We start from the raw sequence: 8,625 nt of genomic DNA, 5'->3' as shown, positions 1-8,625 counted from the left end.
ACCCGAGGTTTCCTGGGCAAGGCTAATCCTCCCAGGGTCAGTCGGGGGCTAAGGCGAGGCCGGGAGGCGTAGCCGACGCGCAGCAGGCAGACATTCCTGCACCGCGCACGCGGCGCTACGACCGACGGGGCGACGGATGGGGGTGGCTCGGCGGGGTTCTGGACGTCCCCGTGATGGAGCGCGGCCCGCGGACCAGGGAAATCCGGTCCGCACGAGGGCGAGGCTCCGGACGAAGCGACTGAGCGAAGCGAGTGAGCCCGAGGTCCCTAGAAAAACCCCTAGGCAGGCGCGTGCGCGCCCGTACCGCAAACCGACACAGGTGGGTGGGTAGAACATACCGAGGCGATCGGGTCAACCATGGTCAAGGAACTCGGCACAATGGCCCCGTAACTTCGGGAGAAGGGGTGCCCGCGCGTACGTGAACGGACTTGCTCCGGGAGCGGAGGCGGGCCGCAGTGGAGAGGCCCAAGCGACTGTTTACCAAAAACACAGGACTCTGCAGAAGCCGCAAGGCGACGTATAGGGTCTGACGCCTGCCCGGTGCCGGAAGGTCACGCGGAGGGGTTAGCCGTTAAGGCGAGGCCCCGAAGCCAAGCCCCGGTAAACGGCGGCCGTAACTATAACGGTCCTAAGGTAGCGAAATTCCTTGTCGGGTAAGTTCCGACCTGCACGAAAGGCGCAACGACTTGGGCGCTGTCTCGACCATGGACCCGGTGAAATTGCACTGGTCGTGAAGATGCGACTTACCCGCGGAAGGACGGAAAGACCCCGTGAACCTTCACTGCAGCTTGGCATTGGCCGCTGGTCCCGCGTGTAGAGGATAGGCAGGAGGCATCGATCCGGAGGCGCCAGCCCCCGGGGAGCCGCCCTTGGAATACTGCCCTCGCGCGACCGGCGTCCTAACCCGAGGCCGTCAACCGGCTCGGGGACCGTGCCAGGCGGGCAGTTTGACTGGGGCGGTCGCCTCCTAAAGGGTAACGGAGGCGCGCGAAGGTCCGCTCGGGACGGTCGGCAACCGTCCTTTTGAATGCAAGAGTACAAGCGGGCTTGACTGCGAGGCCCACAAGCCGAGCAGGTGCGAAAGCAGGCTCTAGTGATCCGGCGGCCCCGAGTGGGTGGGCCGTCGCTCAACGGATAAAAGGTACTCCGGGGATAACAGGCTGATCTTGCCCAAGAGTCCACATCGACGGCAAGGTTTGGCACCTCGATGTCGGCTCATCGCATCCTGGGGCTGGAGCAGGTCCCAAGGGTACGGCTGTTCGCCGTTTAAAGCGGTACGCGAGCTGGGTTCAGAACGTCGTGAGACAGTTCGGTCCCTATCCTCCGTGGGCGCAGGAGAATCGATGGAGGCTGCCCCCAGTACGAGAGGACCGGGGTGGACGCACCTCCGGTGAACCGGTTGTCGACCAACGGCACGGCCGGGTAGCCGCGTGCGGCGCGGATAACCGCTGAAGGCATCTAAGCGGGAAGCCGTTCCAGGGATTAGTTCTCCTTCCGGTAAGGGCCCAGGTAGACTACCTGGTCGATAGACGGCAGGTGCAAGGACGGCGACGTCCTCAGCCGAGCCGCACTAATCGCCCGAGCTCTTCCGGAACCGCACCTCGCGGCCCGCGGGACAAGCGCCCATGCGCGGTCCGGGCACGAGGATGCCCCCGAGTCACCTTTCCTATACGCCATGCGGCCCCCAGGGCACGTGAGAGGGACACCCGGACACCGAGAACGGTGGGCGCCGCCCACCGGTCAGCGGCCAGAGCATGGGGGGCACGCCCGGTCCCGTTCCGAACCCGGAAGCTAAGCCCCATCGCGCCGAGAGTACTGCGGGGTCAGCCCGTGGGAGGCCAGGGCGCCGCTGACCGGTGGACGGCACCGAGCCGCCATTGGGAATGTAGAAGGGGGAGGCCTCGCGGCCTCCCCCTTTTTTGCGTTTGGTCGATATGAGCTAAACGCCTCTATGGCTTAATAGCCTTTTCTATTTGAAGAAAACAAAATGAATGACCAGCGCGATTGCCACGATGGCAATGATCAAGAGCGCAATTTGGAGACGGTGCTGTCTGCGCCGTCTGTTTGACGATGTAAATATCGATTTCCCCTGCTTAGGCGTCTCGAGATAGCGGGCGGAATGCGTTAGAGTTTGCTTGGGACGGGGCCCTCTGCGATGTTGCTTTGTGGGTGTTTGTGTCTGCTCCTGGCTGCTTGCGCTGTTTTTGGATAATGGGGCATCTTTTAGATACACCGGATCGCTCGAGGCGACACCCATGTGTCTGCGCGCTGATTGAGATTCTTCTAGGGTTTGATATCGATTGCGAGTTACATACTCAGGCTCTGCATCGTTAATGGGCTCTTGGGAAATATGGGGACGATGGTAGCGTATGGGCTGTGAATAGGCAGAACTATCGTTCTGCAGCGACTCAAACGAATTGTCGGAGGTCTGATCGTCCATGATGCCCTTAGGTTGTCATTAACAACGTGTATGCGCTCATTGTAAGCCCTCCGCTTCGTTTTGACAGGCCGCGTATATGGTATTTAAGGCACGGTTCAAAGAACTTTAGCTTCGTTAAAACCTTAGTCGACCAGACTTAGATATGCTTATAGAAAGAGACTTAAAAAACTTTATATCAAAATGTATATATAAGAAATGGATGGGCATATATTAGAGCGTCAAAAGAAGTCCCTGCCACCTAGAAGATGGCTCGGCAGTCCCTTAAAGGAGTGGTAGTCATGGCAAGCATGGTTCCTTATCGTTCGGTTTTTGGTGTTCGTCCCTCTGCTAGCTCGTTGTTTGATCTCTTTGATGATATGAGCGACCTAGCGAACAGCTCGATTGCCTCTAAGGCGTTCCCCGTTGACGTTGAGGATAAGGGCGATGGCTATGAGGTCAAGGCTTATCTGACCGGCGTCGCCAAGGACGATATCGATGTCGAGCTTAACGAGGGCCGTCTGTCCATTAGCGTGAATGTCGAGGAAGACGAGGAGAACGAGGGTAAGAACTTCCTGCAGAAGGAGTTCAGCTCGTACAGCGCGACGCGCGGCGTGTACCTGAAGGATGCTTCGAGCGAGGGCCTTTCTGCAAAGTACGCTGACGGCATCCTTACCGTTACGGTTCCTAAGATTGTCGAGAAGAAGAACGTTACGAAGATTTCCATCGATTAAGGCTATCGGCTTTTAAAATCGGTGCCTACGTTAAGGGGGCTGGGAAGTGATTCCCAGCCCCCTTTGCTGTTTACTGTATGGTCATGGGCCGATATTGTCCGGCGGGACGTATCGTGAGTTTATGCAGCCCCTCAACGCGGGTGGCGGTGCTGCCAAGCTCGTTGTCGAGCGTTGCGTCGAGGGAGCTTGCGTAGCTTTTGACGGTCAGGCTTGGGCGATTGTTGTCTTGGCTAATGTGCATCGCGATAAGTTGCTCGGTGCGATCGGTTGCCAACGCGCGTGCGGCATCGGCGGCCTGATCGTTGGAGAGATGCCCTTTTACAGACAGGATACGTTCCTGAAGAAAGCGAGGATAGTCGCCTTGACGCAGCATGGTTACATCGTGGTTGCTTTCGAGTGCGAGAATGCGACAGTCCTTGAGCGTATCGATGGCATGCTTCGACAACTCGCCGGTGTCGGTGGCAAAGCCAATTGAATCACCCTGAGCGTCAAACCGGTAGCCGACGGGATTAACGACGTCGTGGGATGTCGAATATGTTTGAATGTGGACTCCGGCAATAGAGAGGGCGTCACCTGGGTCGAATTCCTCGACAGGTAGATGTGCGAGGCTTTCTTTGGACGTGAGCGTTCCTCTGCTGGAAAAGACTGGGCCATTCCAATGCTTGCACCATACCTCAAGCCCCTTGATGTGGTCGCTGTGTTCATGGGTGACAACAAGGGCGTACACGTCGTCTACCGACAGTCCGAGTTCCGCCATGCGTTTGAGCGTTTCGCGGCGAGACAGTCCGTCATCGACCATAATGAGCCCCTGCGGGCCCTCGATGAGTGCGCAGTTGCCTTTAGAGCCACTGCCGAGGATATGAAGGTGCAGACGAGACATAAGATTCCAAAGGATACAATGGGTGCGGACGAATAGAGGAGGAAGCAAATGCCTACGGTATCTCAGCATTATGGACACCATGCCGTGCCTGGGGCAGTCGATGAGACCCGGACGAGGCAGCAGGCTGCTCCTGTCGTGCTCATGGTATCAGGCGGCGCGGACTCGACGGCACTGCTTCTTATGGCGTGCACATCAAAGCTGGATATCCAAGACGGACGCGGTGTTGCCCCCATTGCTCGCGAGCGCCTGCATGTGCTGCATGTAAACCATCATCTGCGCGGCAAGGCGTCCGATGGCGACGAGGCCTTTGTGCGTGAGCTCTGCGCGAAATATGGTTTACCGCTGTGCGTGGAGCACGCTTATTTTGATGGGGAGTCGGGCAATATTGAGGCCGCGGCCCGCGAGGTGCGCTATGCCGCGGCGCGGAGGTATGTTCGCGAGCTCTGCGCCCAGACGGGGGCACCGCGAACGGCGGCTCGTATCTGCACCGCGCACACGTCTTCGGATCGCGCGGAAACGTTTTTGATGAACGCGATTAAGGGTTCAGGGCCCGCTGGCCTATCGAGCATTCCTCACCGGAGGAATATCGTGGTGCGCCCCTTGCTCGACCTAACTCATGGCGAGCTCGTGGGCTATCTACAGGTACATGGTCAGCCGTGGCGTGAGGACGAGAGCAATGAGGATATCTCGTATCTGCGAAACTACGTGCGCCATCGGGTAATGCCAGTGGTGGCACAGCGTAATGCGAGCGTGTGCAAGACGATTGGCGCCGCCTGCGAGATCCTTGGTGACGAAGATGCGTTTCTATCCCAGCTGTCGGCACAGGCGTTTCGAAGCTGCCTGCGCAAGGAGGCGGCGGGTGCGCTAGTGCTCGATGCCAGACGCCTTGCTGCGGCCGAGGTGGTAATCGCGCGGCGCATCGTGCGACTGGCGATCAAACGCATCGATCCGGACGCTCGTCCAGAGATGCGACATGTGGAGCGAGTCCTTTCCTGCGTTGCCGAGGGCGCAGGCTCGGTCACGCTTCCGGCGGGGATTGACGCACGCGTCGAATTTGGCATGCTGGCGTTTAAGGCTCCGGTGGCTCGCGAGGGCCTGGTCGCGGACTGGGTTACCGTACCCGGTCGTTTGCCGTTGGGCGGGGGACGTATGCTGGTCGCAGAGCCGATGGCCGTTGAACCGGGATGCGATATCGTGCGCCGCGCCCGTGAGCTTGCGGCTGCCGGGGAAGTGGCAGCTTTGGTAGACGCGGCTGCCCTGGGTTTTGCCGACAGCGATAGCGAGCGGATCCTGGCGGGCTCGCGTGGCGAGATCCCTGCCGAGGCGCGATTGGCGCGCCTATGGGTGGACGGTCCCGCACCGGGAGACGTGATGTGCCCGTTAGGAATGAGTGGCCGAAGCAAGAAGGTATCCGACTTGCTAGGAGAGGCTCGCATTCCCGTTTCCGAGCGCGCCGGCGTGCCCATGGTGAGGACGGCGCCGGGAGGTGCCGTGGTGTGGGTCGCCGGAGTTCGCGCGGACGAACGCTTTAAGTGCACGGCGGCGACGCGTGTGGCCTATCTGCTTCGCGTGGTTGACGCGGATTAGCCCCTCGTACCAGCTTTTCTGTGCGGCGTTGACGGTATTCCAGCGCTGATGATGCGCGGGCTGGAAAATATACCCCGTGCGCTGCTAGAATGTGTAGTTCGCGTCCATACGGCGGTGTGTGGGCGATTAAGCACAAGAAAGGGTTGTCATGGCTTCTCAACATCCGGATATCGAGAAGGTTCTGTTTACGCAGGAGGATATCGAAGGTATCGTTTCTCGCCTGGGCGAGGAGATTACGCGCGACTACGCTGGTAAGGATCTGGTGTTGATCGCGGTTCTGCGCGGCGCCGTTGTCTTTATGGGCGACCTGATGCGCAAGATCGAGCTGCCGACCAACATCGATTTCATGGCTGTTTCGAGCTATGGCGACGGTGTGAAGTCTTCGGGCATCGTGCGTATCATTAAGGACCTGGATATCGACATCCGTGGTCGCGACGTGCTGATCGTCGAGGACATTCTGGACTCGGGCCTGACCCTCAAGTACCTGATGAAGAACCTCGAGAGCCGCAAGCCCGCTTCGCTGGAGGTCGCTGCCTTCCTGTGGAAGGACGTTGAGGACCGTACCTCGGCCATCACGCCCAAGTATGTTGGAACCCATTGCCCCGATGCCTTTGTGGTGGGCTACGGCCTCGACTATGCCGAGCGCTATCGCAACCTTCCGTATCTGGGCATTTTGAAACCGGAGGTTTATTCGTAAGATGCCCGACGACCGTAACGACAACAATCCCCAGACTCCCCGGGACCCAAAGATTCCGGGGATGCCCGGAGGCAAGAAGCCCACGCGTACGGGCTGGCTGTATTTTCTTTTGGCTTGCGCGCTTCTGGGCTATGCCTTCTTTAATATGGGTTCCGGCTTTGCCAACTCCAGCAATACCGTTAAGCTCGCGACGAGCGAGATGGTCAGTGCCATTAAGCAGGATCGCGTCGAAGATTTGACCTATACGGTTCAAGACGGAAGCGTGGCGGGTCATTACTGGAAGACAAAAAAGGACAAGGGCGATACGAGCGAGCTCAAGAGCTTTTCCTCGACCTATGTCGGCTCCGATTCGCTTGCCGAGCTTATGGCGGAGCACCCCGACACCAAGTATATCGTCAACACCAACGACCCCGATTTTTGGGGCGACTTGGCGATGAGCGTGCTGCCGACGATCGCCCTGATCGCCATCATGTTCTACTTTATGCGCCAGATGATGGGCGCCAATAACAGGAACATGCAGTTTGGCAAGACCAACGCCAAGACTAACGAGGCTACGCGTCCCAAGGTCAAGTTCGAGGACGTGGCCGGCGTGGACGAGGCCGTCGAGGAGCTCGAGGAGATCCGCGACTTCCTAAGCGATCCGGACCGCTATCGCAAACTGGGTGCCAAGATCCCGCGCGGCGTTTTGCTGGTGGGCCCTCCGGGTACCGGTAAGACGCTGCTGGCCAAGGCCGTTGCCGGCGAGGCGGGCGTGCCGTTCTTTAGCATCTCTGGTTCTGACTTTGTCGAGATGTTCGTGGGTGTCGGTGCCAGCCGCGTGCGCGACCTCTTTAAGGAGGCCAAGTCTCAGGCTCCGTCGATCATCTTTATTGACGAGATCGATGCCGTGGGACGTCAGCGCGGAGCCGGTCTGGGCGGCGGCCACGACGAGCGCGAGCAGACGCTCAACCAGCTGCTGGTCGAGATGGACGGTTTTGAGGAAAGCGACTCGGTCATCCTGATCGCCGCAACTAACCGTCCCGATATTCTGGACCCGGCATTGCTGCGCCCCGGTCGTTTTGACCGCCAGGTCACGGTCGACCGTCCGGACGTAAAGGGCCGCGAGCAGATCTTGCGCGTGCATGCCGAGAACAAGCCGATGGACGAGGACGTTAAGTTTGAGAAGCTCGCCCAGATGACCGTTGGCTTTACCGGTGCCGATTTGGCGAACCTGCTCAATGAGTCTGCGCTGCTGGCCGCTCGCCGTCATCGTTCCGTGATCTCGATGGACGAGGTCGAGGAGTCGATGGAGCGCGTGATTGCCGGACCACAACGCAAGGGCCGTGTGATGACCGAAGCCGAGCGCACCACGATTGCCTACCACGAGAGCGGTCATGCCCTGGTGGGTCACATCTTGGAGCACTCCGATCCGGTTCATAAGATTTCGATTGTCAGCCGCGGCCAGGCTCTGGGCTACACGTTGCAGCTTCCGCAGGAGGATCACTTCCTCAAGACCAAGAACGAGATGCTCGATGAGCTTGCCGTGTTCTTGGGCGGTCGCGTTGCCGAGGAACTCATGTGCGACGACATCACGTCGGGCGCGAGCAACGACCTGGAGCGCGCGACCAAGATGGCGCGCGAGATGGTCACGCGCCTGGGCATGAGCGAGGAGTTGGGCACGCAGGTGTTTGGCGAGGCGCAGCATCAGGTGTTCCTTGGTCGCGATTACGCCGATCACCAGGATTACTCCGAGGAGACGGCGCGTCGCATCGATATCGAGGTCCAGCGCATTATGCGCGAGGCCCATCGCCGCGCGGTCGAGATTCTGGATGCCCGTCGCGATCAGCTTGATCTGATGGCGAAGGTGCTGCTTGAGCGCGAGACCGTCGAAGGCGACGCCGTGAATGCCCTGCTCGACAACGAGTGGGATGCCTACCTTGAGCGCGAGGGCGATATCCTGGCGGCCAAGGAGGAGCGCAATGCCAAGGCGGCTGGCATGCCGACCAAGAAGCGCGCGCCTCGCATGAGCGAGGAGGAGCTGGCGGCTGATGCCGCAGCTTTTGCGCAGGCGGCCATGCAGGAGGATGCCGAAGTCGCATCCGAGACTGCCGATGATGACTGTGCCGTCAATGCCGGTGCCGACACCGACGACGACAAATAGTCTTTGTGGTGAAAGCCTCCGCGGGGAAACCTGCGGAGGCCTTTTCTTTTGAGCGATATGGGGCCATCTGTTGATTGGGGACAGACTAAATGAGCGTTTTCACGCATTTAAGTCTGTCCCCAATCAACACCCAATTAACATTGCTGCGGCACTTTGCTCGACTAAAGCGTA

6 protein-coding genes, 1 rRNA gene and 1 other annotated feature are annotated in these 8,625 nt (G+C 59.4%); of the genes, 5 read left to right on the top strand and 2 right to left on the bottom strand.

The window, feature by feature from the left end:
- Positions 1-1,594, top strand: a sequence feature (23S ribosomal RNA rRNA prediction is too short).
- Positions 1,595-1,739: 145 nt separating this feature from the next.
- Positions 1,740-1,855: ribosomal RNA gene (gene rrf, locus OGM60_10130) — 5S ribosomal RNA — on the top strand.
- A gap of 114 nt (positions 1,856-1,969) precedes the next feature.
- Here the strand turns inward: rrf and OGM60_10125 are convergent.
- Positions 1,970-2,440, bottom strand: coding sequence for a hypothetical protein (locus tag OGM60_10125; protein UYI99223.1), 471 nt, complete (start codon positions 2,438-2,440; stop codon positions 1,970-1,972).
- 278 nt (positions 2,441-2,718) lie between these two features.
- Here OGM60_10125 and OGM60_10120 point away from each other — a divergent pair, with 278 nt between their 5' ends.
- Entirely contained in the window at positions 2,719-3,150 is a 432-nt protein-coding gene (locus OGM60_10120) for an Hsp20 family protein (protein ID UYI99222.1), read from the top strand.
- Positions 3,151-3,220: 70 nt separating this feature from the next.
- Here the strand turns inward: OGM60_10120 and OGM60_10115 are convergent, their stop codons facing one another.
- Entirely contained in the window at positions 3,221-4,030 is an 810-nt protein-coding gene (locus OGM60_10115; protein ID UYI99221.1) for an MBL fold metallo-hydrolase, read from the bottom strand.
- A 48-nt stretch (positions 4,031-4,078) separates the two neighbouring features.
- On the opposite strand from OGM60_10115, the gene tilS reads away from it, so the two are divergent.
- The 3 genes from tilS (at position 4,079) to ftsH (ending at position 8,454) form a co-directional block, all read left to right on the top strand.
- Entirely contained in the window at positions 4,079-5,617 is a 1,539-nt protein-coding gene (gene tilS, locus OGM60_10110) for a tRNA lysidine(34) synthetase TilS (protein UYI99220.1), read from the top strand.
- 148 nt (positions 5,618-5,765) lie between these two features.
- Entirely contained in the window at positions 5,766-6,314 is a 549-nt protein-coding gene (gene hpt / locus OGM60_10105; protein ID UYI99219.1) for a hypoxanthine phosphoribosyltransferase, read from the top strand.
- A gap of 61 nt (positions 6,315-6,375) precedes the next feature.
- Entirely contained in the window at positions 6,376-8,454 is a 2,079-nt protein-coding gene (gene ftsH, locus OGM60_10100; protein ID UYI99218.1) for an ATP-dependent zinc metalloprotease FtsH, read from the top strand.
- Positions 8,455-8,625 lie beyond the last annotated feature (171 nt).

The organism is Coriobacteriaceae bacterium (assembly GCA_025757745.1).
Taxonomy (GTDB): Bacteria; Actinomycetota; Coriobacteriia; order Coriobacteriales; family Coriobacteriaceae; genus Collinsella.
Note: the sequence above shows the minus strand (reverse complement) of the source record. Positions and strands in the feature narration are given on the sequence as shown.